General features: G+C 70.4%; 18 protein-coding genes, 2 tRNA genes and 1 pseudogene. 6 read left to right on the forward strand and 15 right to left on the reverse strand.

The features are described 5' to 3' along the window. Nucleotides 1-22: 22 nt before the first annotated feature. From IG04_RS0114805 to IG04_RS0114835, 8 genes are all read right to left on the reverse strand, one after another. Entirely contained in the window at nt 23-1828 is a 1806-nt protein-coding gene (locus IG04_RS0114805) for a hypothetical protein (protein ID WP_030477214.1), read from the reverse strand. Then, the gene (locus IG04_RS0114810; RefSeq protein WP_030477215.1) at nt 1825-2928 is read right to left on the reverse strand and encodes a VWA domain-containing protein; all 1104 of its coding nucleotides are present in this window, start codon (nt 2926-2928) and stop codon (nt 1825-1827) included. The genes IG04_RS0114805 and IG04_RS0114810 overlap by 4 nt, the downstream gene beginning before the upstream one ends. Beyond that, entirely contained in the window at nt 2925-5168 is a 2244-nt protein-coding gene (locus IG04_RS0114815) for a DUF5682 family protein (protein ID WP_245816178.1), read from the reverse strand. The genes IG04_RS0114810 and IG04_RS0114815 overlap by 4 nt, the downstream gene beginning before the upstream one ends. Further along, nucleotides 5126-6196 carry an ATP-binding protein gene (locus IG04_RS0114820; RefSeq protein WP_030477217.1) on the reverse strand — a complete coding sequence of 357 codons (1071 nt, stop codon included), beginning with the start codon at nt 6194-6196 and terminating at the stop codon, nt 5126-5128. The genes IG04_RS0114815 and IG04_RS0114820 overlap by 43 nt, the downstream gene beginning before the upstream one ends. Further along, complete coding sequence (locus IG04_RS45220; RefSeq protein ID WP_051769907.1) at nt 6193-6915, reverse strand: DUF4132 domain-containing protein; 723 nt, start codon at nt 6913-6915, stop codon at nt 6193-6195. The genes IG04_RS0114820 and IG04_RS45220 overlap by 4 nt, the downstream gene beginning before the upstream one ends. Beyond that, nucleotides 6906-9551: a WGR domain-containing protein gene (locus tag IG04_RS42590; RefSeq protein WP_051769909.1), complete on the reverse strand. Its 2646-nt coding sequence runs from the start codon at nt 9549-9551 to the stop codon at nt 6906-6908. Before IG04_RS42590 ends, IG04_RS45220 begins: the two co-directional genes overlap by 10 nt. Before the next feature lie 110 nt (nt 9552-9661). Beyond that, complete coding sequence (locus IG04_RS0114830) at nt 9662-13030, reverse strand: WGR and DUF4132 domain-containing protein (RefSeq protein ID WP_030477218.1); 3369 nt, start codon at nt 13028-13030, stop codon at nt 9662-9664. 181 nt (nt 13031-13211) lie between these two features. Next, nucleotides 13212-14753, reverse strand: coding sequence for a glycoside hydrolase family 13 protein (locus tag IG04_RS0114835; RefSeq protein ID WP_030477219.1), 1542 nt, complete (start codon nt 14751-14753; stop codon nt 13212-13214). Nucleotides 14754-15052: 299 nt separating this feature from the next. Between IG04_RS0114835 and IG04_RS0114840 the strand changes: the two genes are divergently transcribed. Continuing rightward, nucleotides 15053-15125 (forward strand) — tRNA-Gln (locus IG04_RS0114840). Nucleotides 15126-15205: 80 nt separating this feature from the next. Continuing rightward, a tRNA-Ile gene (locus IG04_RS46475) sits at nt 15206-15277 on the forward strand. On the opposite strand, the gene IG04_RS48940 is transcribed toward IG04_RS46475, so the two are convergent. After that, nucleotides 15234-15974, reverse strand: a complete 741-nt coding sequence (locus tag IG04_RS48940) for an inositol monophosphatase family protein (protein WP_051769911.1) — start codon at nt 15972-15974, stop codon at nt 15234-15236. The genes IG04_RS46475 and IG04_RS48940 overlap by 44 nt on opposite strands. A gap of 57 nt (nt 15975-16031) precedes the next feature. Here IG04_RS48940 and IG04_RS0114850 point away from each other — a divergent pair, with 57 nt between their 5' ends. Next, a complete protein-coding gene (locus IG04_RS0114850; protein WP_036014661.1) occupies nt 16032-17003 on the forward strand; it encodes an ArsR/SmtB family transcription factor in 972 nt (323 codons plus the stop codon). A gap of 2 nt (nt 17004-17005) precedes the next feature. On the opposite strand, the gene IG04_RS47680 is transcribed toward IG04_RS0114850, so the two are convergent. Further along, complete coding sequence (locus tag IG04_RS47680; RefSeq protein ID WP_211257762.1) at nt 17006-17896, reverse strand: hypothetical protein; 891 nt, start codon at nt 17894-17896, stop codon at nt 17006-17008. Between the two features lie 162 nt (nt 17897-18058). Beyond that, on the reverse strand, nt 18059-19075 hold the full coding sequence (locus tag IG04_RS0114860; RefSeq protein ID WP_030477223.1) for a LacI family DNA-binding transcriptional regulator: 1017 nt from the start codon (nt 19073-19075) through the stop codon (nt 18059-18061). Nucleotides 19076-19230: 155 nt separating this feature from the next. Between IG04_RS0114860 and IG04_RS0114865 the strand changes: the two genes are divergently transcribed. Further along, nucleotides 19231-21948 carry an AfsR/SARP family transcriptional regulator gene (locus tag IG04_RS0114865; protein ID WP_030477224.1) on the forward strand — a complete coding sequence of 906 codons (2718 nt, stop codon included), beginning with the start codon at nt 19231-19233 and terminating at the stop codon, nt 21946-21948. Here IG04_RS0114865 and IG04_RS0114870 read toward each other — a convergent pair. Both IG04_RS0114870 and IG04_RS0114875 read right to left on the reverse strand, forming a co-directional pair. Next, complete coding sequence (locus IG04_RS0114870; RefSeq protein ID WP_030477225.1) at nt 21934-22407, reverse strand: hypothetical protein; 474 nt, start codon at nt 22405-22407, stop codon at nt 21934-21936. The two genes, IG04_RS0114865 and IG04_RS0114870, sit on opposite strands and share 15 nt — an antisense overlap. Before the next feature lie 47 nt (nt 22408-22454). Further along, a complete protein-coding gene (locus IG04_RS0114875; protein ID WP_144065358.1) occupies nt 22455-23888 on the reverse strand; it encodes a sigma-70 family RNA polymerase sigma factor in 1434 nt (477 codons plus the stop codon). Between the two features lie 260 nt (nt 23889-24148). On the opposite strand from IG04_RS0114875, the pseudogene IG04_RS48110 reads away from it, so the two are divergent. Both IG04_RS48110 and IG04_RS0114880 read left to right on the forward strand, forming a co-directional pair. Further along, nucleotides 24149-24318: pseudogene (locus IG04_RS48110) on the forward strand (trehalase-like domain-containing protein); the annotation flags it as partial. Between the two features lie 129 nt (nt 24319-24447). Next, nucleotides 24448-24744 carry a YiaA/YiaB family inner membrane protein gene (locus tag IG04_RS0114880; RefSeq protein ID WP_030477227.1) on the forward strand — a complete coding sequence of 99 codons (297 nt, stop codon included), beginning with the start codon at nt 24448-24450 and terminating at the stop codon, nt 24742-24744. A gap of 9 nt (nt 24745-24753) precedes the next feature. Here the strand turns inward: IG04_RS0114880 and IG04_RS0114885 are convergent, their stop codons facing one another. After that, the gene (locus IG04_RS0114885) at nt 24754-25968 is read right to left on the reverse strand and encodes a sensor histidine kinase (protein ID WP_030477228.1); all 1215 of its coding nucleotides are present in this window, start codon (nt 25966-25968) and stop codon (nt 24754-24756) included. Next, on the reverse strand, nt 25965-26648 hold the full coding sequence (locus IG04_RS0114890; protein ID WP_030477229.1) for a response regulator transcription factor: 684 nt from the start codon (nt 26646-26648) through the stop codon (nt 25965-25967). The genes IG04_RS0114885 and IG04_RS0114890 overlap by 4 nt, the downstream gene beginning before the upstream one ends. Nucleotides 26649-26693 lie beyond the last annotated feature (45 nt).

Here is a 26693-nt window from a genome sequence, read left to right on the forward strand (position 1 = left end):
GCCAGTGACTCGGGTGCGTGTGTCAGCGGGCGTCGGCTGTCACCAGTAAGCGCAGGTGTGCTGGGAGCCAGGTGGCTGCGGTCGGTGTGTCGGCGAACGTGGTGACGTGGGCTGCGGCCGTGCGCAGGCCTGCGTTGTGCAGGTGCGCGCCTACCTCGCGCACGCGGGCCAGCAGGCTGTCCGTCAGGTGGTCCAGGCCTCGGTGGGCGGCCTCGGCCAGCACCGTCAGGGCGCTGTCGACCGTCGCGCTCAGTGGGTCGGAGGCCGTGGTGCCTGGTGACAGGGGTTGCGGTGTCGTGTCCGTCGCCAGGTCGGGGACGGTCACGCCCGTGGGGGTGAGGACGGCCAGTGGGTCTACCACGAGCGTGCCGCGGTGCCTGCGGACTGTGCCGGTGATCGTCGTCGGGTTTGCTCGCAACGCCGTTGTCAGTGCGTCCAGTGCTTGCGGTGCGATGGCTCGGTGTGTCGCCTCCAGGAGGCACGTCGTGCCGGTGGGGCCGTGCAGGGTGGCGGTCAGGCGTTGTGCGGCCGGGTCGTAGGCGAGGTCGGTCACCTCGGCCACCCGGATCGCGCGGACCAGTTCCGCCTCTACCCTCGCGCGGACCTGGCGGGGTGGTAGTTCGGCGAGGTGTGCTGCGGCTGCGTCGTAGTCTTCGATCACCAGGGCCTGCGGGAGGTGGTCCCAGGCCGTGCCGACCGGTGTGAGCGAGGTTTTGGCTACTCGGCTGGTTTTGAGCGTCACTGCGCGGCTCGCGCTGCGGGTCGCGGACTCGGACACGACGTTCGACGCTGCCAGGCGCTGGCCGGTGCGCAGAGGGGTGTCGCGTTGCACCAGCACGACGTCGCCTGACGCGAAGTAGACGTCTACCGTGTTCTCCGCGCGCAGGCGGGCACCTAGCGCGGTCAGCCGGACGCGCTTGAGCGGGGTCTCCGCGGGCTCGTCCGGGCCGAGGATCTCGGCGCGTGGGCCGGTGGCGGTCGTGCGGGCGTGTAGTTCCGTCAGCAGAGCGGCGAACCGCTCTGCCTCGTAGTCGGCGCTGCGACCGCGGTACGCGGCCAGTTGTGCGAGCAGGTCGGTGATCACGGCGGCGGGCCAGTGCAGGCGTTGCGTCGTCAGGTCGCGGTGCAGGCGCTGCCACGCGACGTCGAGTACCTCGCTCGCGTTCGTGGCGCCGTCGAGCAGCAACTGGTCGAGCAGATCGGTGACGGCGGTCAGATCCGTTGCCGTGGTGGGAGATCCGCCCACGTCGACCGTGTCGGTGCCCTGCTCGTCCGCCTCGCGGAACGCCCACACCGCGAGTGCCGTCGCCTCGTCCTTGTTGACCGCGTCCGTGTGGACGTAGGACAGGTCGCCGGGCACGAGGAACGTGACCGTGCAGGTGGGGAGTTCCGCCTGCGCCGTCTGGTCCTGCGAGCTCGGGCGGCGGAGTTTCGCGCGGTAGCCGGCCTGGTGCGCCCTGCGGGCGCGGCGCAGCGTGCGTTCGCCCATCAACGCCACCAGATCGGCGTCCGTCACCGCGCCCGGCGACCACAGCTCGGCGGGTGCGCTCGCCTCCTGAGTGCGTTGGTAGGCGAGGACGACCGCGATGCGGTGCCGGCAGACGCCCGCGGCTCCGCAGCTGCAGTGAGCCGCGTCGAGCGCGATGCCCGGCGGCAGGGTGGTCGTGGTGCCGTCCGGGAACTTGCCCTGGACGGCGCCGGCGGGATCGGTGTCGAGCGCCGGGACGACGCCCGCGTCGAGTTCCTTGACGGCACGTTTCACCAGACCGCGGTTGGCCAGCGCCGCGAGCGCGTCCGGGGTCAGTGCCAGCAGGTCGGGTCTGGTCACCTGAGTTTCTCCGCAACGAATTCCGCGAGCTGGCCAGGGGTCATCGCGCCGACGTGGGCGCCGACGTTCGCGAGGCGCTGGCCCAGTGCCCGGTCGTAGTCCGGGTTCGCCTCGTCGTCCAGCGCCGCCAGGCACAACACGTGCGTGCCCTGTTCACACAGGCCCTTGACTGTGCGAACCAGGCGCTCCTCGTTGCCGCCCTCGTAGAAGTCGCTGATGATCGCGACGATCGACCGCCGAGGGCTGTCCACGAGATTCGCCCCGTAGGCGACGGCCTTGGCGATGTCCGTGCCGCCGCCGAGCTGCACCTTCATCAGCAGCTCCACCGGGTCCGTCACGTCCGAGGTCAGGTCGACCACGTTCGTGTCGAACGCGACCAGGTGCGTCCTGAGCCCTGGCAACCCCCACAGGCACGCCGCCGTGACGGCCGAGTGGATCACCGAGCTGGTCATCGACCCCGACTGGTCCACCAGCAGGATCACCTGCCACTGCTCCAGATGCCGTGTGGTGCGCGAGACGAACTTCGGGTGCTCGATCGCGAGCTTGCGCTCGTCGGGCTGATAGCGCTGGAGGTTCGCCCTGATCGTCGAGCGGAAGTCGAAGTTGCGCGAGTTCTTGTGGATGCTCGGCCTGCGCGACTTCGTGCCGCTGAACGCCGTACGCACCTCCGTCTTCAGCTTCTCCATCAACTGCTTCACGACCGCCTCGACGATCTTGCGGGCCATCGCGAGCACGGCCGGGTTCATCAGGTGCTTGGTCCGCAGCACCGCGCGCAGCAACGCCGGGTTCGGCTCGATCCGTTGCAGCACTTCGGGATCCGTGACGATGTCGGTGATCTCGTAGCGCTCGACCGCGTCGCGCTCCAGCCGTTCGATCGTCTCCCTCGGGAACAGGGTATGCACCTCGTCCAGCCAGTCGACGGTCTGCAGCACCGAGTCCTCGCTGCCACCTTTGCGCACACCGCGTTCGGCCAGCTCGGGATCACGTCCGTAGAGCCATTCCAGCGCCGTGTCCTGGCGGGCCGCGTCGCCCTGCAGCCCTCCGGTGCAGCGTGACGCGGGTTCACCGAGGATCAGCCGCCAGCGTTCCAGGTCCGTCATGCCAGCCCGCCCTTCACCAGCAACGCGTCCACGCGCTTCTCGATCGCCATCGCCTCCGCCACGGTGATCGGGTCGGCCGTGAGGCGGGTGACGCCCTTCACGCTGCCCTCTACGCCGCGATGGGCGAGGACGGTGGCAGCGATCGTTTCCCTTTCCCTGGGCGGGAAGTAGCTGAAGGCGAGCCGCAACGCGGGCAACGCCACCAGGAACTCGTCCTCGTCCATGGCGCTGACCAGTTCGTCGAGCACCCCGACCAGGTCGGGGCTCGCCAGCACCTCCTCGCGTGCGACCGCGAACAGCCCGGTGAGCCAGTCGCCGAGCGCCTCGATGTTCCTGACTTTGTGCACGTCCGGCTGGGAGCCCAGCGTCCAGGCGAGTCCGAGTGCCGCGCCGCGCAGGTCCGGGGGTGCCTGCACGTCGTTGCTCACTCTGGTCGCGACGCCCGTGACGTCCACTGTGTCCAGTGACAGCGCGGACTTGGCGTGCAGCACCGCGTCCCTGGTCGCCGCCATCGCCTTGAGGCGGTGCGGATCGGCCGGAGCCGGCCCGCCGTGCAGACCCTCGATCAGCCACAGCACCCGCGCGGTGCCGGCGTCGATCACGGAGCCCAGCAACGGGTCCTTCTTGGTGCCGAACAACCTGTCGTGCCGCCACAATCCGAGCACGCCGCTCAGGACACTGCCCAGTGCCGCCAGGTCACCCGTCTCCCGGACGCCCTCGTTGAGCGTCTGCTTGACCCGGCCGGACAACGCCGAGATCCCGCACAGCACCGCGTCGAACAGGATCGCGGCCAGTTCTTCGAGCTGCGCGTGCCGGGACCGGCGTTCCAGCGCCACCCCGGCCGCTTCCTCCAGCGTGGCACCGTTCTCCGCGGCCTCGATCAACGCGGCCAGCCGTTCGTCGACGGGCCGCAGCGTCCACTGTTCCTCCAACTGGGGCTGTCCGCCCCCGGACGGTCCGCTCGTGCGCTCGAAGCCGGGGATCCGCAGCACCCGCAGGCGATGCAGGATTCTGCTGCGCTCCAACGCTTCCGGGTCCGTGAGGTCGAGCGCGATCCTGCCCTCCTGGTCGAGCCCGTGCGTCCGCAGCAACTCCTGCACGGCGTTGACCAGCGGCGGCGCGGGCGTGCTCGGGTGCAACCGGCCGACCTTGCCTCCCCGCAGGGCTCCGATCATCTCGATCAACGCCGGGTGCGCGCCGGGCTGCAGCGTGCCGCGCCGCGTCCACGGTGGCGGCTGCGTCAGGTCCTCGGAGATCAACGCGCTGGTCAGCCCGTCGAGCACGTCCGTGCGCGCCAGGTTCTCGTGGCCGCGCAACCTCGCGAGCGCGCCGGCCTGGGTGCGGGCCGCGATGAGGTCGGCCGTCGACACGGGCTGCTGCCTGCGGCGCAGCCTCGTCGCCACCGACTCGACCAGCCAGTCCGCCGCGCGCTGCGACCCGGACTCCCAGACCTGCTGGTAGTAGCCGGGCGACGGCATGCCCGACTGGTAGCCGGTGAACGCGTCCAGCCGTGCGTGCGAATACGGCACGAGATAGCTCGCGCCCCGCTCGCGTTCGGGCACCTCGGGCCACTCGGTGCCGCCGTCGAGCTGTGCCTTGAGCGCGGCCGTGTGGAAGCCACCGGTGATCACGACGACGGGCCGGTCGCCCGCGTCGTGCACCGCCGCCCGCACCCAGCGCGCCATGTACTCCTCGCGCGCCGAATCGCCCTCGTCCGCGGTCGCCGTGCCGCGCAACAGGTCGAAGTACTCGGCCATGCCCTTCGGCTCGGTCTCGCACTCGAAGAGGTGATCCCACAACACGTCGACGTTGTCGACCGAGAACTCCCGGCACAACCGCTCGACGACCTCGGTGTAGCGCAGCTCCGCGTCCGCGTACCTGTTGCTGACGTCGCGGAACGCCTCGTGCCACGCGGGCAGGTCGATGAACCTGACCTCGGCGCCGCACCGGCGTGCCTCGGTGATCGCCACCCACTCCGGCGAGTAGTCGCAGAACGGTGACCACGACGCGTGCTGGTCCGAGTAGCTGAACAACGCGACGGGCAGCTCGTGCCCGAGCAACAGCTCGTCGATGCGCTCGTTGAAGTCGGCGGGCCCCTCGATGAGCACGTACGCGGGCTGCAGTTCGGAGATGGTGGCGGCGACGATCCGGGCACAGGCGGGACTGTGGTGCCGGACGCCGACGAACACGGCCCCCATCAGCCGGGCAGCAGGTGGCGGGCGCGGTGCAGCTCCTGCCACTGTGCGCCCTTGCGCCGCGACGCGTGCTGCTCCAGGTACCGCCGCAGCCGCGCCAGGTCCTCCGCGTTGTCCTTCGCCGCCGTGCCCGCCAGGCACTCCACGACGTCCGCGGCCGAACCGACCTCACCGCGCAGGAACCAGCCCCGCAGCCCCACCGCGTGCGCCACCGAGACCGCCTCGGCCGTGCTCATCACGGTCGTGAGCCGGTCGCCGCCCTCGCGCAGATCGCGGAACGTGCGGACCAGGACCTCCAGCACGTCACGCCTCGGCGCGAGCTCCACACCGGAGCGTTCCAGCAGCTTCGCGGCCTCCTGCTCGACCAGCGCGAGCTCGGTGTCGAAGTCCGCGATCGGGAAGACCGTCTCGAAGTTGAACCGCCGCTTGAGCGCCGCGCTCATCTCGTTGACGCCCCTGTCCCGCGTGTTCGCCGTGGCGATCACGTTGAACCCGTCCTGCGCGAACACCATGCCGTCCGGGCCGTTCAGCTCACCGATCGCCATCACGCGGTCGGACAGCATCGACAGCATGCAGTCCTGGACCTCCAAGGGACAGCGGGTGATCTCCTCGAACCGGACGATCTTGCCCTCGGCCATGCCCCGCAGCATCGGCGCCGGCACCAGCGAACGCGGCGACGGCCCCTCCGAGACCAGCAGCGCGTAGTTCCACGAGTACTTGATCTGGTCCTCGGTCGTGGCCGCGCCACCCTGGATCGTCAGCGTCGACTCGCCGCACACCGCCGCCGCGATCAGCTCGGACAGCAACGACTTCGCCGTGCCCGGCTCACCGACCAGCATCAGGCCGCGGCTCGTCGCCAGCGTGACCAGTGCCCGGTCCACCAGGGACGGATCGCCCACGAACTTCTTGACGATGCCCTGGTTCTCGTCGCCCACCACGAACTTGCGCGCGGCATCGAGACTCAGCGCCCAGCCCGGCGGTCTGGGCGCGGTGTCGGTGTCCCGCAGGCGCGCGAGCTCGTCGGCGTAGCGGACCTCGGCGGGAGGACGCTGCATCGTCTGGGTGCTGGTCATGACTGCAGGGACTCCAGTTCGGAGAGGAGTTCGGAGAGGGTGATCGGGTCGATCTCGTAGGTGGCGGGCGCGTCCGGCGGCGCGGACCACGTGCCGTGACCGTGGGGAGAGAACCACATGTCGCTGAAACCGACCTCGGGGAAGACGTCCATGGCGCCCACCGCGATGCCGGGCTCCAGCGACGCGACGAGCGCGCCACCGTCCGGGAACGGCCGGGTGATCCAGCACTCGACGCCCGCGTCCTGCGGTGCGCCGCGCACCCAGCCCTTCTTGGTGAGGCCGAGGATCTTGCCGATCGGGTACGGGGTGTTGCAGGACTTCTTCAGCCGGGGGAGGACGTCCTCAGCCGACGCCACCAGGTGGACCGGACGGCCCAGCTGCGGGAACGGCTGGAGGATCTCGTAGTCGGCGAAGACCTCACCCCAGGCAGCCGCCGCGTCCCGCAGGACGACCGCGTGCGCCACGCGCACGACCGCGTTCTCCGGCAGCGTGAACTCGTCGTCGTTGGAGTCGGCCAGCGTGCGGTCCTCGGCGAGGCGGAAGGAGGTGCCCTCGCCGGTGATCCACACCAGGCGGCGGACCAGGTGCCACAGCAGCGGATGGGCGGCGAGGACCGTCAGGAACTCCTCGGCGGACCACGTGCGCTGGTCGACCATGGCCCGTTCGAGCCGCTGGATCTGATCGGACGCGATGGTGCGGACGTCCTTCTTCAGCGCCATGAACCGCTTGTGCTCCAGCGCGGGACCAGCCGGTCCGACAGCTGGTCGCGGGACAGGCCGAGCTCGGCCGCGATCTGGGAGACCTTCTCCTGGGCCTTGGTCTTGAGGCCCTTGAACGACACCTTCTCGGCGATGCCGTTCAGGTGGGACAGCGCGACCTCGGTGCCGATGTCGGCCAGCACGTCGAGCCCGGTGACCGCCCTGGCGTGCTGGCTCTCGCCCGGCCAGTTGCGGATCAACGGTGACAGCGAGCGGACCGTCGAGTCGTCGCCGAACCAGCCGAGCGCGGTCAGCGCCCAGTTCTCCTTCGACGGCGCGCCTGCCTGCTCCCACGCCCGGAACGCGGACCACGCGAACGCCGCGAGCGAGTCCCTGTCGAGTGCCTCTCGGACGATCGGCAGCCCCGCGTAGAGCTCACCCGGCTTGGACAGCGCGGCCGTCATCAGCAGATGACCGGCGGCCTCCGCGGACAGGGCATGCCTGCGATCCGCCAGCAGGACCTGCGGCAGCAGGCGGGTGTCCGCCCACTCGCCGATCATGGGCAGCTTGGCGGGCAGCACGTCGACCGGGTCGACCGACAGCACGACGTCGATCGCGGTCTCGGCGCCGCACTCCCTGGCGATCGCGGCCACGTCGACGTCGAGTTTGTCGTTCAGGTGGCGCAGCGCGGCCTCGGCGTTGCGGCGGGGAACACCGGCCTTCCCGGCGGCCGCCGGGATGAGCAGACGAGCGGCCTGCTCACGGTGCCGGGCCAGCCACTCGAGCCCCCAGCGCCGGGCCGACCTGGTCCGGGCGAGCCAGTCGGCCATCTGCGTGGCCACCTCGGCCGTCGCGAACGGCAGCAGCACCATCCCGGTCCCCGCGGGTGCGGACTGGACGTGCCGGATCAGCGCCGGCGCCGCGTCGGCACCGAACCGGGCGGCCAGGTTCCTGCCCCACTCCTCGACGCCGTAGCTGTAGTTCGGCTTCCAGTCGGCGAGCAGATGCCGCACCTCGTCGTCGGGTGCGAGGAGGAACAGGTCGTTGTCGTAGTAGCCGACCGTGCCGGCCAGGTACTCCTTCAGCAGCTTGCGCCAGTCGTGGTGGTCCTGCAGCCAGGCCGCGCCGGACGCCAGCCACTCGGCGTGCTCGCCTGGCAGCCAGCTGACTGCCGGCTCCGGCAGCGGGAGATCCGCCAGCACCACGGGCTTCACCGGCTTGCTGCGGTGCAGCCACGGCGGAGAGGCCAGCAACGGTGGCAGCTGGTCCGCGCTCGCCTCCGGCACGATCGCGTCGGCGGACTCGGCGAGCAGCGCGGCGACCTCGTCGGGCACGGTCAGGTGCGGGTTGCTCCGCAAATGGACGTTCAGCAACTGGCGCGCGGCATCACTCGACGACGCGCGCTCGGCCAGCAGCCGCGCCGCCCTCACGGGGAACGCCCTCATCGCGGACACCACGGCGGGCCACACGTACTTGCCGTCCAGCCGGTCGAGCAGGATCGTGAACGCCTCGTCGGTCGGTAACGCCGCGAGCACGTTCAACGCCTGTTTGCGGCCTCCCGTGCGCTGTTGGTAGCTGTCGGAGTCGAGCTCCTCCGCCAGCAACGGCGCGACGGCCGGACCCAGCACGTACACCGCCGTGTAGAGCACGAACGCCGATGTCGTGACCGACTCGTCGGCCTTTTTGAAGTCCTCGAGGCTGCGGGCGCTGCTCGGCAGCATCCACCACCGGTTCGGCGTGTACTGGTGCTTGCGAACCTCGGCGAACCACTCCGCCCGCTCGGGCATCAGGTAGCACCGGAGTTCCTTCTCGGTCTTCGACTTGCCGAGCTTCTCCAGCGCGCCCTCGACGGCCGTGCGCTCCGCGGGGCTCGCAACGGCGATCGCGTACCGGACGGCCGTCAGCATCAGGCCTTCCGGTTCACCGATCGACGTCCGGAAGCCACCGGTGTCGTACTGGAGGTGGATCCCGGTCCACTTGCCGCGCTTCTTGTCCCACTGCTCGGAGAACGTGAGGCCCGTGAGCTCGACGACCGCGGCGGTGGCGAAGGCGAGGCCGTGGTCGGCGATCCAGGCGTGCACGGCAGGCACGCCCGCCTTCGTGATGACCGCGATCGCCGCCGCTCCCACGGGGTTCGGCTGCCCGGCCAGGTACTCGCGGGCGGCGCTGACCAGCTCCGCCTTCGAACCCTTGCGCGAGAGGGCGTCTTCGATCGTCTCCGCCTGCTTGGTGATCAGCTGCCGCGCCTGCCCGGCCTTCGCCGCGTCGACCGCGAACCCCGGCTCCGGGGCGAATCCGCGCTGCCGCACCGCGTCGCGCAGCCACGCCTTGGGAATCACCCAGGTGTTCTCGTCGATGGGGGTGGCGGGCTCGGCAGGTGCAGCGGTGGCGGGTGTGCCGGTGGCTGATGTGGCGGCGGGCTGGGCTGCGGCAGGCTGCTGGACCTCGGCGGAGCCTTCCGGTCGGTAGCCCTTCTTCTCCTTCTCGGCCACCAGTTTCGTGACGTGTGCGCCGGCTGCCTCGGCGGAGGCCAGCTCCTTGGTCTGGGTCTGGCCCGTGGTGCCCAGCCGTCCGAACCGGACGGTCACCGTCGCGCCGTCCTGCCCGATCTCCCAGAACTTCGCGGAGCCGTCCGCGACGAGTTCCCACCTGCGCACTGCTTTACCTCCTGGGGACACACAAGGGAGTTGATGTGCACTGGACGTTACCCAGGGGGTCTGACAATTCTTCCGGGTCAGCCTGAAGAGCTGATCAGACCCCCCTGGGCTCACGACTGCAGTGACTCCAGTTCGGACAGCACTTCCGAGGCCGTGACGGCGTCGGCGGTGAAGGTGCTCGCCGCGTTGCGCTGGGAGGACCAGTAGCCGTGCCCGTTGGAGGAGAACCACAGTTCGGTGAACTTGACCTCGGGGAAGATGTCGATCGCGCCCACCGCGATGCCGGGGTCCAGCGACGCGACCAGGGCGCCTCCGGAGGGCAGCGGGCGGGTGATCCAGCACTCCACGCCGCCGTCCTGGGGTTCGCCGCGGATCCAGCCCTTCTTGGTGAGGCTGAGGATCTTGCCGACCGGGAGGTCCACGTCGCAGTACTTCTTCAGGTGGGGCAGGAGGTCCTCGCCCGCGGGTACCAGGTGCAGCGGGCGGCCCAGCTGCGGGAACGGCTGGAGGATCTCGTAGTCGGCGAAGACCTCGCCCCATGCCTCCAGTTCCGCCTGGAGGCCGACCGGGTGGGCCACGCGGACGGTGGCGTCCTCGGGGAGCGTGAACTCGTCGTCGCCGGAGTCGGCGAGCGTGCGGTCCTCGGCCAGGCGGAAGGACTGACCGCCGGCGGTGATCCACACCAGGCGGCGGACGATGTGCCACAGCAGTGGGTGGTCGGCGAGGACGGTGTGGAACTCCTCGGCGGTCCAGGTGCGCTGGTCGACCATGGCCCGTTCGAGCCGCTGGATCTGATCGGACGCGATGGTGCGGACGTCCTTCTTCAGCGCCATGAACCGCTTGTGCTCCAGCTCGAGGCCCAGGCGTGGCACGAGGCGGTCTGCCAGCTGGTCGCGGGACAGGCCGAGTTCGGCCGCGATCTGGGCGACCTTCTCCTGGGCCCTGGTCTTGAGGCCCTTGAACTTCACCTTCTCGGCGATGCTGTTGAGGTGGGACAGCGCGACCTCCGTGCCGATGTCGGCGAGCACGTCGAGCCCGGTGACCGCCCTGGCGTGCTGGCTCTCGCCCGGCCAGACGCGGATCAACGGCGACAGCGCGCGCACCGTCGAGTCGTTGCCGAACCAGCCGAGTGCGGTCAGCGCCCAGCTTTCCTTCGACGGCGCGCCGACCTCCTGCCACCGTTGGAAGACCGCCCACGCGAACTCCGCCAGCGAGTCCTCGTCGAGCGCCTCGCGGGCGATCGGCAGGCCGGCGTAGATGTCGCCCGGCTTGGACAGCGCGGCCGTCATCAGCAGATGGCTCGCCGCTTCGGCGGACAGGGCCTGCCCGCGGTCGCGCAGCAGGACCTGGGGCAGCAGGCGGGTGTCAGCCCACTCGCCGATCACGGGCAGCTTGGCGGGCAGCACGTCGACCGGGTCGACGGCCAGGAAGGACTCGAGGGCGGCGGCCGCGGCCTCACTCGGTGCGAGCGCCACCACGTCCACGCCGAGTCCGTGCAGGTGGCGGATCGCGGTCTCGGCGTTGCGCCGCTCGGCACCGGGCTTGCCCAGGGCGGCGGGGACGAGGAGGCGCGCGGCCTGCTCCCGATGCCGGGCGAGCCAGCTCAGCGCGGTCTTGCGCACCTGCTTGAGCCGCACCAGCCAGTCCGCCATCAGCGCGGCCACCTCGGGCGTCGCGAACGGCAGCAGGATGACCGCCGACGCCGAGTTCCTCTCCGCGATGCGCAGCAGGGGAGGCAACGCGTCGAAGCCGAACTTCGCGGCCAGCCGCTTGCCGGCCGACTCCGCGCTCCAGCCCAGTTTCGGCTGCCAGTCAGCTAGGAGGTGCCGCACCTCGTCCGCGGGCGCCCCGATGAGCAGATCGGCCATGCGGTACCCGATCCGGCCCGCCTTGTACTCCGCCAGCCAGTGCTGCCAGGTCTTGTAGAGGTTGGTGTCCCAGTGGCCGTCCTTCAGCCACTCCTCCCGCTCACCCGGCTGCCACGTGATCGACGCGCTGGGCACCGGAAGGTCAGGCACCACCGCCGGCTTCACCGCAGACTTCCGGTGCAGCCACGGCGGCGAGGCCAGCACCGGCGGCAACGCCTCCGCGGGCGCTTCCGGCACCTCCGCCGTTTCGACCTCGACGAAGCCGGCAGGTGCTTCCAGGTACGGGTACGTCTTCAGGTGCGCGCTGAGCAACCGGCGGAACTCGTCGTCGCGGGCGGAGCGTTCTCCGAGCAGCCGGGCCGCCCGAGCCGGGAACGCCGCCATCATGGACAGCACCGCCGGACGCACGTACTTCGTGTCGAACCGGTCGAGCAGCACGGCGAACGCCTCGTCGGTCGGCAGCACGGAGAGGGTCTTCAGCACCTGCTTGCGGATGTCCGCACGCTGGTACTGCTGGTCGAGCGCGTTCGCGAGCAACGGCGCGATCGCCGGACCCAGCACGTACAGCGCCGTGTGCAGGACGGCCGAGTGGCTGGACACCGAGGACGGCGCGCTCTCGAACTCCGCGTACGTGCTGGCACTGCAGTGAAGGATCCACCAGCGGGTGCCCGTGTGCGGCGTCTGGCACGCCTGCTGGAACCAGTCGGGCCTGCCCGGCATCAGGAACGCCCGCACCAGCTTCGAGTTGGGCTCGTTGATCTCACCCAGCCTGCTCAGCACGGCTTCCGCGGCGCCGCGCTCGGCGTCCTCGGCGATCGCGAGCGCGTACCGGACCGCCGTGAGCATCTTGCATTCGGCACTGCCGATGGTGATGTGGACGACCCCGCCGCGCGATGCCAGCCGCTCGTTGCCGTAGGCGCGTTGCTGCGGCAGCCACTCCCGGCCGCAGAGCAGTCGCATGAACTCGGCGGTGGCCTCCGTCGCGAACACCAGGCCGTGATCGGCGATCCAGGCGTGCACGGACTGCTCACCGCTGGTGAGGATGGCCGCGATCGCCGCTGCCCCGGCCGGATTCGGCCGCCCGGCCAGGTGCTCGCGCGCGGCATGGACGAGATCGGGGTCGGAGACGGGCTCGGACAGGACCCGCTCGATCGTGGTGTCCGTCTGCTCGCCGATCCGCTGCCTGGCGTCCTCGGCCAGGCCGGTGTCGACGGTGAACTCCGGAGCGGGGTGGAAGCCGCGCTGCCGGACCACGTCGCGCAGCCACACCTTGGGCATCACCCAGGTGTCCTCGTCGGCGACGACGGGTTTCTCGGCAGGGGAAGGGGCAGCCACGGCGGAAGAGGTGGTCTCCGGCTGGTCGGCAGCGGGCCGCGTCGTGACGGTGGCGGCAACCGTGCCGGCGGACGCGACCGCGCGGTAGCCCTTCTTCTCCTTCTCCGCCACCAGTTTCGTGACGTGCGCCTGCGCCGCCTCCGCGGTCGCCAGCTCCTTGGTCTGGGTCTGGCCGTGCGTGTCCAGTCGTCCGAACCGGACGGTGACCACGGCACCGTCCTGGCTGATCTCCCAGAACTTCGCCGCGGTCCCCGAGACGAGCTCCCACCTGCGCACTGACTGCTCCCTGCTTCCGATCCGAAGTCGGTGGCGCCGACCGCACCGAGCCGCTCTGACGTTGGATGTCGATCAACCGTTCCCGTGCACCGAAAAACCCCCTGAGTCCGATCCGGAACCGATGTCCACGGAACGTACTCAGGGGGTCTGACAGTTTTTGTCGATCAAGTAAAATCGCTGGTCAGAGCTTCCACCAGAGGGCGGTGTCTGGCGGGAGGAGCAGCAGTCCGTCGCGCACTCCGTAGTACGACGAGGCCAGCAGGACCGAGCCGGGATCCGGCAGTTCCACGACCGTCGCGGACAGGTTCACCGCGCACGCGACCCCGTCCCGTTCGAACCACAGCACGCCGGCCGGGCCGTCGACCCAGGTGAGGCCGGCACCCAGCGCCGGGTTCTCGCGGCGCACGCGCAAAGCGTTGCGGTAGAAGGACAGCATCGAGTCCTGGTCGCCCGTCTGGGCCTCCACGCTGACCTTCGCCCAGTCCGCGGGCTGCGGCAGCCACGACCCGCCGGTGCCGAACCCGAGCGACGGCCCGGAAGCCGCCCACGGCAACGGGACGCGGCACCCGTCACGACCGCGTTCGGTGTGACCCGACCGCTCCCACATCGGGTCCTGCAGCACCTCGTCCGGCAGGTCCAGCACCTCGGGCAGCCCGAGCTCCTCGCCCTGGTACAGGTACACCGATCCCGGCAACGCCAGCATCAACGCCAGCGCGGCGCGCGCACGGCGCAGACCGGTCTCACCGCCGCCATACCGCGTCACGTGCCGTTGCACATCATGGTTCGACAGCACCCAAGTGGTAGGCGCCCCAACGGGTTCGACGGCCGCCAGTGACGAGTCGATGACCGACCGCACCGCGTCGAAGGTCCACTCGGCGGAGAGGTAGTGGAAGTTGAACGCCTGGTGCATCTCGTCGGGACGCAGGTACATCGCCGTCCGCTCGGCCGAAGGTGTCCACGCCTCCGCGACGAGCACCCGCTCGCCGGGGTAAGAGTCCACGACCGCACGCCACTCGCGGTGGATCTCGTGCACACCGTCCTGGTCGAAGAACGGCAACGACTCCGTGCCCAGCAGCTTGAGCTGGTCGGCGTGGCCGATGTCGGGCAGCCCCGGCGCCTTGATCATCCCGTGCGCCACGTCGACCCGGAACCCGTCGACGCCCAGGTCGAGCCAGAACCGCAGCACGTCGAGGAACTCCGCGCGGACCTCGGGCAGCTCCCAGTTCAGGTCCGGCTGCTCCGGCGCGAACAGGTGCAGGTACCAGGACCCGTCGGCCACCCGCGTCCACGCCGGACCGCCGAAGACCGACTCCCAGTCGTTGGGCGGCTGGTCCCCGACGCCCTCGCGGAACATGTAGCGCTCACGGCCACGTCCGGCCAGCGCCTCCTGGAACCACGCGTGCTGGTCGGAGGTGTGGTTCGGCACGATGTCGACGATCACCCGGATACCGAGCGTGTGCGCGTCGTCCACCAACGCGCGCACGTCGTCGAGTCCGCCGAACTGCGGGTCGACCGCGCGGTAGTCCGCGACGTCGTAGCCGCCGTCCGCCATCGGCGACGAGTAGAACGGCGTGATCCAGACCGCGTCGACACCCAGGTCGCGCAGGTAGGGCAGGCGCGAGCGGATACCGGGCAGGTCGCCGACACCGTCGCCGTCCGAGTCGGCGAAGCTGCGCACGTAGACCTGGTAGATGACGGCGTGGCGCCACCAGTCGTGGGACATGTCCCTGCCTTCCGATGGAGTGTGTCAGCGGTCCAGGAAAGACGTTGCAAAAGTTTTCCGCAAGTCGGCTTGAGGATTACTAGAGAAGAGCCTCCAGGTCTGCAAACTTTTGCAACCCCGAATAATGCGTTGCAAGCGCGCCACGCCATCCGTCAGAGTGGATCTCGACGAACCGGAGGAAGGAGCCAGCCGTGATGCAACACATGCGCCATCAGCACGTCTGGTGCTCCTCGGCATGAGCTGACTCATGTCTCCGGGGAGCCGTCCCGTCGCACTCAGCGACGAGGCGGCTTTTTTGATGCCCGTTGGTCCAATTGGCACGGACACCGCGCTCTGAACGCGGAGATCGAGGTTCGAGTCCTCGACGGGCAGCCGTGACCGAAGCCGAAGCAGTCGAGGCACCAGGTTGTGGTCCTGGTCGAAGCCGGTGCGAGTCCGGTCGGTCACTCCAGCGCGCGGGATCCGGCGATCACCCAGGCCTCATAAGCCTGGGGTGCCTGGTTCGACACCAGGACGCGCGACCAGGAGAGCGAGGAAGGCGTCGTGCAGGACACCGTTGGTGGCCAGCACGACGTCCTCCTCGACCACCGTCACGCGGCCGCCCGCCTCCTCCACGAGCACCGGCAGGCACGCCATGTCGAACTCGTCCAGGCCCGCACCGGCCGCGATCACCGCGTCCACCCGGCCCGTGATCAGGTCCAGCACCGACGTGGAGCCGTCCACGACGACACACTGCTCCAGCGTCGGTTTCCTCTTGCCGTGCAGGCACACCCGCGCACCGTCGACCTTGTCCCGTGAGGACACGCGGGCGACTTCTTCCTTCTCGCCGCGGAAGATCCGGCAGCCGATTCCCCGTCCCGCCGCCATCGTGATGCCCAGCGACGGCATCGCGGACACGGCGAGCGCGTTCTCCAGCGCCAGGTCCACTGAGTACGTCGGCCGCCCGGCCACGAAGTCGGCGGTGCCGCTGATCGGGTCGACCAGCCACCGCCGTCCGGACGTTCCCACGCGTTCGGGACGTTCCTCACCTGCGACGCCGTCCTCGGGCACCGCTTCGGCGAGCAACCGGCGCACCAGGTCCTCGACCTCGAGATCGGCCGGGGTGACCTCGCTGCCGTCCTCCTTGAGCCGCACGCCGAATTCGCCCGCCCGGAACGCGCGTTCCGCCACCTGCGCTGCCCGGCCGGCGATCCGCAACGCCAGCCGCATGTCGGTCCACATGACCGCGAAGCCTGCGCGGCTGTGTGTCGGGACGTAACAGATGTAGCGTCCTGCTACATGATCGAGTTCGTGCTCGGCGAGTCCGACCTGGTGGACGTGCGGTTCGCCGTCTCACCGCTCAGCGAACTGACACTCAGCCTGCGAGTGCTGAAAGACCCGGCGAAGTACCCGCTGCACCTGCCGTGGGTGCGCGGTATCCGAGCCGTCGACGCCGAGGTCCTCCTGGCGCTGTCCACCACCCGAGGCTGGACGCCGGACTTCCTGAGCCCTCGCCCGCTGACGCCGTTCACGCGGATCGACGACGAGTTCGCCGCGTTGCGTGAGATCCCCGCTCGCACCATGCGTCGTCACTACCGCGCGCTGTTCGGGGACGTCCCGGACGCGTTGCGCGATCGCGGCCGGGTGCTCGACGCGCTGGAGCACTACTGGCACGCGGCGTTGGCGCCCCGGTGGGAACGGATGCGCGCGGTGCTCGAAGCCGACATCGCTCACCGGGGCCGCGACATGGCCCAGCACGGACTGGCGGCGATGCTCTCGGGGATCTCCGACCGGATCACCTTCTCCGCTCCGGTGGTCCAGGTGCGGATCGCGGGAGCGCAGCCGCGGCGGGTGGAGGCAAGGGGACAAGGGCTGACGCTGGTTCCCAGCGTGTTCGCGCGACGCACGGCGGTGCCCGTCGACCCCGGCGCACCGCCGTTGCTCATCTACTCGGCCCGTGGCGCCGGCACGGTGTGGGAGAAGGGCCGCAGTCGTGGGCCAGCGGCTCTCGCCGGTGTCCTTGGCCAGGTGCGGGCGGATCTGCTGGCCGAACTCGCGCAACCGCGTTCGTCCACGGACATCGCGCGTCTCACGGGCGTCACGACCTCGGCGGTGAACCAGCACCTGCGAGCGTTGCGCGACGCCGGATTGCTGGCCTCGCAACGCCACGGCCGCAGCGTCGTCTACGCGCGCACCGACCTCGGCGACGCCCTCGTTTCCCACTCCGCGGAACAGGGAAGCGACGCCACGAATCCTTCGTTCGCACGCTGACGTCACTCGCAGGCGGTGCCGTCCTTGTCGTGGTCCAGGCCGTAGATGTCGGTGCCGATGACCCGGATCGGGCCTGCCACGTAGGCGGGCCCGTTGCCGCTGCCGCCGGCGCAGTCCACGTCGGTCGCGATCGGTACGCAGCCGCCGTAGTTCGGGTCGCACGCGGGCTTCGGCGCGGGCTGGGGCTGTGGCTGGGGAATCGGCTGCGGCTTCGGTTGCGGGTTGGGCTGAGGCTGAGGCTGGGGCTTCGGCTGCGGGACGGCCGGGGGAGTGGTGGTCGTAGTCGTTGTGGTGGTCGTCGTCGTGGTCGACGTGGTGGTGCTGGTCGGCGGTGCGACGGTCGTCGTCGTAGTAGGTGCGGTGGTGGAGGAGAGTCCTGCAGCTGCGTTGTTCACGTCGGTCGGGCCGCTGAGCGCGGCTCCCACGATGCCGATCACGAAGAAGAACCCGAGCAGGCCGGCCACGCCGATGGCCACCGGCGCCATCCACGACCTGCGCGCCGCCGGCACCGGCACGATCGCGCCACGGGGAATCTCGCGGGGCATGCGCAGCGAGATCTGCAGCAGGCCGTTGCCGCCGCGCTGGACGAACGCGGCGCAGCCGGTCGAGCCGCCGCCGGACTCCACGTGCGTCAGCACGGGCGCATACCGTTGCGACATCAGGAAAGTCAGCTCGCCCACGCGGTAGCCGTCGAGCCGCACCTCGATGCCGCGCTGACCGCGGTGCTTGCCGGCGGCGATCACGCACCACGTCAGGTTCACGGCGACGTGCCGCGTCACGCCGTCCGGAACCGCGTACCGCGACAGCACGTCCTGGTGGTGCTGTTCGCCGGTGACGGTCACCGTCACGTCGCCGGGAACCATGACCAGACCGGCGGCCGAGTTCTCGATCACTGTCGCAACTCCCTCGAGGGTGGGCTTGTACGCCTCACCATCGAGAACCTGCTCACGGTGTTACCGACAGTGCCCCGAGGTTGTGCTGAACGGGTGAAAATCGGGCCGATTCGTCACGGACGGTCGACGATCGCCGATGTAAGTCCCTTTCGGGCGACCTGGTCAGGCGCTGGAGCGCACCACGAGCGAGGTGGGCAGCAGCAGCGACGGGGGCAGGCCGTGCTCGCCCGCCAGTTCCGCGAGCAGCCGCCACGTCATCGTGCGCCCGAGTTCCTCGACGTCCTGCCGGATCGTCGTCAGCGGCGGGGTGGCGGTCGCGGCGAACACCGAGTCGTCGAACCCGACCACGGCCACGTCCTCGGGCACGCGCTTGCCCTGCGCGTGCAGCACCTGCAACGCGCCCAGCGCCATGATGTCCGCGGCCACGAACACCGCGTCGAGGTCGGGAGCCTTGCACAGCAACAGTTCCATGGCCTTCGCGCCGCTCTCCGGCGTGAAGTCGCCGTGCTCCACCAGGTCCGCGGACAGCCTGGCCTCGCTCAGGCCGCGCTTGAACCCACTCAGGCGATCTGCGCCGACGGCCATGTCCTTCGGCCCGGCGACGGTGGCGATGCGCTTGCGGCCCAGCGACGCCAGGTGCCGCGCGGCCTCCAGGGCGCCGGTGAAGTTGTCGGCGTCGACGAACGGGACCGTGGTGCCCAGCGGCCGCCCGCCGGACACCACGGGCAGTCCGATCTCGGCGAGCATCGGCACCAGCGGGTCGTCGCCGTGCAGGCTGACCAGCAACGCGCCGTCGACGTGCCCGCTGCTCAGGTAGGTGACGAGGTCACCGGTGTCGGCCGGCTGGCTCATCATCAGCAGCAGCTGCATGTGGCGGCCGGCGAGCTCGGAGTGGATGCCCCGCAGCACACCCGCGAAGAACGGGTCGGACAGCACGCGGCCGGTCGGTTCCGAGACGACCAGGGCGATGGCGTTGGCCCGGTTGCCGGCGAGGGAGCGCGCGGCCTGGTTGGGGGAGTAGCCCAGCTGCGCGATGGCGGCGTGGACGGCCTCCCGGGCCTTCGCGCTGACGTACTGCTCGTCGTTGATCACGCGCGAGACGGTCGACTTGGACACTCCGGCGACCCGCGCGACCTCTTCGATCCGGGGGCCGGGACGTCGCTTCGCCGTCTCGGTCATCCGGCCATTCTAGGCTGCCTGGCCGGACCATGATCTGTTCAGGTCCATCTTCGTTCCCCCTCGTCACGGCGGCGTGCGCCAAGTTTCCAAGATCGTCCGCACAAATTCCGCACAGCACCTCCGAGTTCTGGCACCATGCCCCCCGAGGAGGGCTAGTGCGGTATCGGCTTCTTGGGCCGCTGCAGATCTGGCGTGGGGGCGTGGAACTGCGGCTGGGCGGGCCCCGGCAAAGGGCGTTGCTCGCGGCGTTGGCACTGCACGCCAACAAGACGGTCAGTTTTGAACATCTGAGCGAGGCGGTGTGGGAATCTCCACCCGCGGCTCCTGAATCGAACATCCGAACCTATGTCGCCGCCCTGCGCAAGCTCGTGCTGGACGACCTCGTCACCGTTCCAGGTGGATACCGGCTCAAGGTGCCGGACGGAGAGGTCGACGTCGGCGTCTTCGAAGAGCTGTGCGCGGCCGGCGACGAGGCGTTGAAGCGGGGCGATCACCGGGCGGCGGCCGGGAAGTACGCGGAAGCGCTGGCGCTGTGGCGTGGCCCGGCGCTGGACGGCCTCACCGTGGGGCCGCGGCTCGAGGCCGAGCTCACGCTGCTGCAGGAACGCCGGCTCACCGTCGCCGAGCAGCACGCGCGGCTGTCGATCGAGCTCGGTCAGGGCGAGCGGCTGATCCCCGAGTTGCGACGGCTGACGAAGCAGTTCCCGTTGCGGGAACAGCTGTGGCTGCAGCTCATGCACGCGCTGCAGCGGGCCAACCGGCCGGCCGAGGCGCTGCAGGTGTTCGACGACGTGCGGGTGCTGCTCGCCGACGAACTCGGCACCGATCCGGGCGGCGAACTGCGCGAACTGCACGCACGGCTGTTGCGCGGCGACCAGCCGCGACCGGCCCTGAACACGCTGCCCCGCGACGTCGCGGACTTCACCGGCCGCACCGCCGAGATGGACCGGCTGACCAGGGCGGTCACCGGCAGATCAGCCGTCGTGATCTCCGCGATCGACGGCATGCCGGGCGTGGGCAAGACGACGCTCGCCGTGCACTTGGCGCACCGCCTGGAGTATCCGGACGGTCAGCTGTTCATCGACCTGCACGCGCACACCGCGGGCCGTGCGCCCGTGGAACCGACAGACGCGCTCGACGTGTTGTTGCGCGCGCTCGGCCTGGAGGAGATCCCGGTCGGCCTGGACGAACGGGCCGCCATGTGGCGGGCCGAGCTGTCCCGGCGCAGGTTGCTGGTCGTGCTCGACAACGCGGTGAGCGCAGACCAGGTCCGTCCGCTGCTGCCGGGCGTGCCGGGCTCGCTGGTGCTGGTCACGTCCCGTGCCCGGCTGGTCGAGCTGGAAGGCACCTCGACGCTCACGCTGGACGTGCTGTCCGAGGCGGAGGCGTTGCAGCTGTTCGCCACGATCGTCGGCGACGATCGCGGCAACGACGCCGCGGCTCGCGAGGTCGTGGAGCTGTGCGGACGGCTGCCGCTGGCCGTGCGCCTGGCCGCCGGACGGCTCCGCAGCCGTCCCACCTGGACCACCGCCCACCTCGCGACGCGGCTGCGCGAGGGACGATTATCCGAACTGGACGCGGTCTTCGCGTTGTCGTTCAGCCAGCTCCCCGCCGCTCACCAGCGGCTCTTCGGTCTGCTGGGCCTGCACCACGGCACCGACCTCGACGTTCACCAGGCCGCGGCGCTGGGCGAGCTCGACCTGCTGGAGACCGACGGGATGCTCGAAGACCTCGTCGACGTGCACCTGCTGGAGTCGGCGACGCTCGGCCGGTACCGGATGCACGACCTGCTCCGGCAGTACGCGCAGTCCAAGGTCGACAGCACCCGCGCGCCGCTGACCAGGCTGCTCGACCACTTCCTGGACACGGCGAACCAGGCGACGCGGCTGATGTCGCCCGCCGCGCGCAGGTACGAGGTCGACATCACCTACCGGCCGGCGTCGCGGCTGGTGCTGCGCGACTACGACCACGCGGTCGAGTGGCTGGAGACCGAACGCCAGACGCTCGTGGCAGCCGTGGCGCTGTCACTCGACGGTGACTGGCGCACACACACGTGGCAGCTCGCGCGCGCGTTGACGTTCTTCTGCATGGTGCGCGGCCACACGCGTGACTGGGCCACGATCAACGAACTGGCGCTGGAGGCCGCGAAGGACGAGCCGGTGGCGCTCGCGATCACCACGAAGAACTACGCGATGGTGTTCTGGCAGACCGCGCAGTACCCGACGGCCATCCACTACAACGAGCGCGCGATCGAGATGCTCCGCGAGCTGGGCGACCTGCAGGGCGTGGCGGGCACGCTGAACAACCTCTCGCTGGTCTACCGGACCCTCGGCCGTCACGCCGAGGCCGCCGACCTGCTCGAACAGGCCATCACCGTGGCACGTCAGCTCGGCGACCGGCACCTCGAGTCGCAGGCGATGAGCAACGTCAGCAACATCTACAGCGCGCTGGGCCGGTACGACGAGGCGCTGCAGGCGTGCACGTCGGCGCTCGCGTTGATGCGGGAGATGGGCAGCCGTCGCGACGAGGCGGACACCCGGAGCGCGCTGGGCATGATCCTGCACGCCATGGGCAGGCACGCCGAAGCGTTGGAGGCGCTGGAATCGGCGTTGGCCGCCGTGCGCGCGATCGGCGACGTGACGACGGAGACCGTGGTGCTCAACTACCTCGGTGAGGTACTGACGGCGGCCGGGCGTCCTGCCGAGGCCATCGCGCCGTTGCGTGAGGCATTGGAACTGGCTGAACGCATCGACGACCGGCGTGAGGCCGCGAACGCGCACAAGCACCTCGCCCGCGCGGTCGCGGATCCCGCCGAGGCGGACCGGCACCGGAAAGAGGCGGACGAGAGGTTCGCGGCGCTAGGTTCTGAGTGAGCGGGGGCCCGGCCTGCCGCCGGGCACCGCCGCTCCACGAGGCAGTCCGTCCCGCAGCAACGGCAACAGCCTGGGGTGCTTGCTCATGAGCACCGCGGCTGTGCCGTTGCGCTGCTGGATCCGGCGGCAGAAGTGCGGTGACAGCCCCACGCCGAGATAGGCCTCGGCCCGTGGCCCGTAGACGACCGCGCCGCCGAGCCCGCACCACGCGGCCGCGACGGCCAGCCCGCCCGTCCAGACGTACCCCTCGACGTAGGTCCCGCCGTTGTGGCGGCTCGCCTCGCTGAAGGCGTCGCTGAACGTCACCTGCGGCTGCAGCCTGGTCCGGGCGTCGGCGGACCACCAGGTGCCGAGGTCGAGGACCAGGCCCTCCACGCTCGCGTGCGCCCACTCCGAATCGTCGACGAGCGTGCGGAACGGTGCCTCCAGCTCGGTCAACGCCGCCGTGAGCTCCTCCACCCGCCCATGGTGCGGTGCCCGGGCCGATCTCGCCGTCCGAAGTGGACTCAGGCCTGCGCCTGGGCGATCGTGACCGGGATGCTCACCTGCACCGGCCCCGCCACCCCGGTGATGACCCCGTCCCCGGCCTTGGGATCAGCCTGCAGCCGGGCCCGGAACGTGATCGTCTGGCCGGGCGCCAGCGTCTGGCCGCCCTCGCACGTCACGGTGCCCTTGCCCGCGGGGCACCCGATCATGTCCGCCGAGGTGTTGCCCGGCCCGACCGTCTTGATCTTGTCGGGCATGGTCAGTGTCAACGTTGGCACCGTGGTCGGTGCCGTGCCGTTGTTGGTGATGCTGATGTTCATCTCGTTGGGCGGGCCCTCGGTGGTCATGGCGACGCTGCTGGGCGCCGCCCCGGACAGCTTGGCCGCCCCGGGAGCGACCGTGTTGTTGTTCGTCGTGGTCGCCGGTCCGGCTGAGCCGCTCGTCCCCGCGCCCGGTGCCGCCGAACCGGCGGAGGTGCCCGCCGGCACGCTGCCGGAGCTCTGGGTCGAGCCGGGCTGACCGGGCTGCGCCACACCCTCCGAGGTGCTCGTGCCGATCGCCGGCGCGGCGCCGGGGATCGTCGAGGACGGCCCGCCGTCGGTGCTGACGACTCCGGAGGCGGCGACGACCACGACGGCCGCGGCGGAGGCGGCGACACCCAGCCACGAGGTCAGGCTGACGGTCACCGCGGCGCCCTTGGTCGCGGTCGCGGCGGCGGCGAGGTAGCCGGCGGTGCCCGTGCCGAGCACGATGGGGGCGACGAGTCCGCGCAGCGCGCCGTTGACGTCGGACAGTTCGCCGGCGAGCTTGCGGCATTCGGCGCAGTCGTCCATGTGCGCGTCCAGCTGGACGGCGTCACGGCCCTTGAGCCCGCCGCGCGTCCAGGCGCCGAGCTTCGTCACCGTGGCACGGCACTTCTCCGTCGGCTCCTGGTTGATGTGCGCCTGCAGGAACGCCTTGCGCAGGCCTTCGCGCGCACGGAACGCCATCGCGGAGACGCCGTTCGCGGTCAAGCCGAGCAACGGCGCGATCTCACCGGGCGACTGGCCCTCGATCGCGGTGTGCCACAGGACCGTCTGCCACCGTTCGGGCAGCGTCGCGAACGCCGTCGCGGCCATCGCCTGGTCGAGGTCCTCCACCGCCTTGTCGCGGAACGGCACGCTGGTCGCCTTGGTGGCGCCGGGAACCTCCTCGATGTCCCCCGCGAGCTCGAGCCGCTTTTCCTTGCGGGTGCGGTCATACGCCGCGTGCCGCACGGCCGTCAGCAGGTACGGCCGGAACGAGGCTCCGGGACCACCGCCGCCGCGCAACGCGGCGAGGACCTTGGCGAACGCCTCCGCCACCAGGTCGTCGGCGTCCGAGGACGACGTGGACAGCTGCATCGCCAGGATGGTCGCCGAGCGCACGTGCCGTTCGTAGAGCTTGCCGTACTCCTCGACCCTGCCGTCTCTCACGGCATCGATCAGGTCGGCATCCGACGACGGTCGTCCACGCTGCCCGATCAAAGAAAGCCTCTTAACGTGATGCCCTGTGCTGATACGCGGACCCTATCGACATGACTCAACGCGAACAATCCACGCATCCGAACCCGATGTAATAAAAGAGGTTTAGGACTCGTCCAAGTCTTGCCCAACACAGGACTGATGGCCCTGGCGCTTACTTACCTTCCCTGCGTGGACTTCCCGACCCAGCTGGTTCCGGTGCGGACGCGGACGTGACCTGGTTGTGCCAGCCGGCACCGGACTCGCCCGCTTTGTTCGCGAAACTGATCGGCGGCGACGGACATTTTCGGTGCGGCGCCAAAGGAACCAGCTTCCGCTGGGCCAACGGTACGAATCCGGCGCGATGTCCGTGCGAACCCGCTGGACCGGTCTTCAGGTTACCGACAGCTTGTCCGGCGGATTGGTGCGTTCGGTCGAAGGACGAGGCAGGCGCTTTCCTTGGACGGAACGTGACCCGGACATGAGTAGCCGTACTCATGACAGCCAGGGGGCGACGCTGGACTCTCGGATCATGACCTCTGCCACGCCCTCGCACACACCGACGACCGCCGCGTTCTACGTGCAGGCGGTCCTCTCGTTCGGGCTCTCGCTGACCGCAGTCGGCATCGGAGTCGTGTTCCTGCCCGTCGACGGGTGGGTGCGCGCGTTCCTGGGCATCGCGATGCTCTACACCGTCACCTCGGCGTTCACGCTGGCGAAGGTGCTCAGGGACCGGCAGGAGGACACCTACATCACCAGCCGGGTGGACAGAGCCCGGCTGGACAAGCTGCTCACCGACCACGACCCGTTCAAGATCGACGTTCCCTGACCGAGGGGGTCAGGGGTGGCCGTGCCACAGCCGCCACGCGCGCGGGCTCGCCGGCTCGTGGTGGCTGTCGGCCTCCCCGAACCGCAACCGCACCCTGGCGCCGCCCAGCCGCCCGCGCTCCAGGTGGATCGTCCCGCCGGTCGCCTCCGCGGCGGCACGGGCGATGTCCAGGCCCAGCCCGGTCGACCCGCCACCGCTGCTGCCCCGGTGCAACGCCGAGGACGGATCGGCCACCCCGGTGCCGCCGTCCTCGACCACCAGCGTCACCCACCCGCCGTGCCGCACCACCGACACCCCGACCGGCGCGGCGGGAGGCGTGTGCCGGAAGACGTTCTCCAGCAACGTGTCCACCACGGCGCCCAGCGCGTCGGGCGCCAGCGGCACCCAGCAGGGCTCGCCCACGTCGATCTCGCACATCCGGCCCTGGTCGGCGGCGTGCGCGGACCAGAACACCATCCGGGTCTGCACGACCGACGCCACGTCGCACGTACCGGCCTGCTCGCCCTCGGAGGGTTGCAGGGACTGGATGATCCGGTCGACGTCGTGCCCCAGTGTGCTGACAGCGCTGCGGATCCGGTCGGCGACGGGCCCGGCCCCCACCGCGTCGGCGTCGAGTCGCAGGGCCGCCAGCGGGGTCCGCAGCCGGTGCGACACGTCCGCGATCATCTCGCGTTCCTTCGCGAGCAGCTGCGACGTCCGCGACGAGGCCTCGTCGATCGACTCCGCCAGCGCCTCCAGTTCGCGCGGCCCGCGCAACCGCACCCGCCGCCCGACCGACGTGGTCAGCTCCCGCAGCGCCGCCAGCACGGGCGTGAAAGGCCTGTGGCCCAACCACACCGCCGCGCCCAAGGCCACCAGCGCGACCCCGACGACCAGGAACACCGCGAAGAACGGGAACGGCACGGCGGCCGGCACCACCGAAACCACGGCCCCGTCAACGGAAGCGGCCGGCGCGCCACCACCGGCCCCGAGGCGCGTGCCGTCCCTCAGCACCACGGACAACCGGCCCCCGGCACCGGCGGCCGTGCGCGCGATCGTTCCCCGGATGGCGTCGGGATCCGCGGACACCGCCAGCACCCCGGCGACGACAGCCGCATCACGCCGATCGGCTTCGGCGGCGGTGGTCACAGCGTGCGAGTAGGTCAGAAACCCAGCCGTGGCCACGAAAACCAGGGCGACCAGGCCGGCGGCGAGCAGCAGGGCGCGGGTGATGACCGCCCTCATTCGGGCGCCGCCAGCTTGAACCCGACGCCCCGGACCGTGTGCAGGTAACGGGGATGCGCCGCGGTCTCGCCGAGCTTGCGCCGCAACCAGGACGCGTGGACGTCGATCGTCTTGTCGTCGCCCACGTACGGATTGCCCCACACGGCCTGGATGAGCTCTCGCCGTGAGATCACCCGCCCCGGCCGTTGCGCCAGGTAAGCCAGCAGGTCGAACTCCCGCCTGCTCAGCGCGAGAGCGGAGTCGCCGAGCGTCGCCGCCCGCTGGGCGAGATCGATGCGCAACCCACCGAGTTCCACGACCTCGGACGGCACCGACGAACCACCCGTGCGGCGCAGCAACGCGTTGATCCGCGCGGCCAGGTGCTCGGCCGAGAACGGCTTCACGATGTAGTCGTCCGCGCCCGCGTTCAGCGTGCTCACGACCGAGGCCTCGGCACCCCGCGCGGTCGCCACGATGACCGGCACGTTGCTCACCCCGCGCAGCATCCGCAGCGCCGCGACGCCGTCCAGGTCCGGCAGCCCGAGGTCGAGTATCACCAGGTCCAGTTCGGAAGTCCCCGCCTCGCGCAGTGCGGCCACGGCGGTGCCGACGGCCTGCACGACGTGACCGAGGTCGGTCAGCGCGTGCACCAGCGCCGCCTGGACCACCGGGTCGTCCTCGACCACCAGCACCTTCGACATGCACGCAGCGTAAGCACCGAACCCGTCGATTGGGAGAGGTGTCAC

Origin of the sequence: Lentzea albidocapillata (genome assembly GCF_000719115.1) — a bacterium.
Lineage (GTDB): Bacteria > Actinomycetota > Actinomycetes > Mycobacteriales > Pseudonocardiaceae > Lentzea > Lentzea albidocapillata.

What these genes read in the sequence shown, in the direction of transcription:
- IG04_RS0114850 (WP_036014661.1), top strand. Translation starts at nt 16,032, where the DNA reads ATGATCGAGTTCGTGCTCGGCGAGTCCGACCTGGTGGACGTGCGGTTC.
- IG04_RS0114820 (WP_030477217.1), bottom strand. Translation starts at nt 6,196, where the DNA reads ATGACCAGCACCCAGACGATGCAGCGTCCTCCCGCCGAGGTCCGCTAC.
- IG04_RS0114835 (WP_030477219.1), bottom strand. Translation starts at nt 14,753, where the DNA reads ATGTCCCACGACTGGTGGCGCCACGCCGTCATCTACCAGGTCTACGTG.
- IG04_RS0114885 (WP_030477228.1), bottom strand. Translation starts at nt 25,968, where the DNA reads ATGAGGGCGGTCATCACCCGCGCCCTGCTGCTCGCCGCCGGCCTGGTC.
- IG04_RS45220 (WP_051769907.1), bottom strand. Translation starts at nt 6,915, where the DNA reads ATGGCGCTGAAGAAGGACGTCCGCACCATCGCGTCCGATCAGATCCAG.
- IG04_RS0114890 (WP_030477229.1), bottom strand. Translation starts at nt 26,648, where the DNA reads ATGTCGAAGGTGCTGGTGGTCGAGGACGACCCGGTGGTCCAGGCGGCG.
- IG04_RS0114880 (WP_030477227.1), top strand. Translation starts at nt 24,448, where the DNA reads ATGACCTCTGCCACGCCCTCGCACACACCGACGACCGCCGCGTTCTAC.
- IG04_RS0114860 (WP_030477223.1), bottom strand. Translation starts at nt 19,075, where the DNA reads ATGACCGAGACGGCGAAGCGACGTCCCGGCCCCCGGATCGAAGAGGTC.
- IG04_RS0114810 (WP_030477215.1), bottom strand. Translation starts at nt 2,928, where the DNA reads ATGACGGACCTGGAACGCTGGCGGCTGATCCTCGGTGAACCCGCGTCA.
- IG04_RS48940 (WP_051769911.1), bottom strand. Translation starts at nt 15,974, where the DNA reads ATGTGGACCGACATGCGGCTGGCGTTGCGGATCGCCGGCCGGGCAGCG.